The organism is Thermodesulforhabdaceae bacterium (assembly GCA_037482015.1).
Classification (GTDB): domain Bacteria; phylum Desulfobacterota; class Syntrophobacteria; order Syntrophobacterales; family Thermodesulforhabdaceae; genus JAOACS01.
Map to the genome: position 1 here is coordinate 242,130 of JBBFKT010000002.1, position 265 is coordinate 242,394.

General features: G+C 46.4%; 1 protein-coding gene. It reads left to right on the top strand.

Annotation, left to right across the window (positions count from 1 at the left end; translation table 11 throughout):
- A partial coding sequence (locus tag WHS38_05420; protein MEJ5300411.1) for a hypothetical protein occupies positions 1-265 on the top strand: 265 nt, incomplete at both ends.

Here is a 265-nt window from a genome sequence, read left to right on the forward strand (position 1 = left end):
CAGCTGGTTGAGTCCTACCGGACTCCCAATGGTCCCAGACAAAGAATATTGCTCAACCTGGGACGGCTCGATCTGGATAAAGATCAATTAAGGATTCTGGCAGAACGTATTGATGAAATTCTCAAAGGAAAACAGCGTATCTTTAGAGTTTCCCAGGAAATCGAAAGCCTTGCCCGTCACTTTGCTTCTGCTCTGAGAAAACAGCGACTCGATGCAGTAAGTGATGAATCTTACGAACGTGAGGGTTCCTGGGAGAAGGTCAATC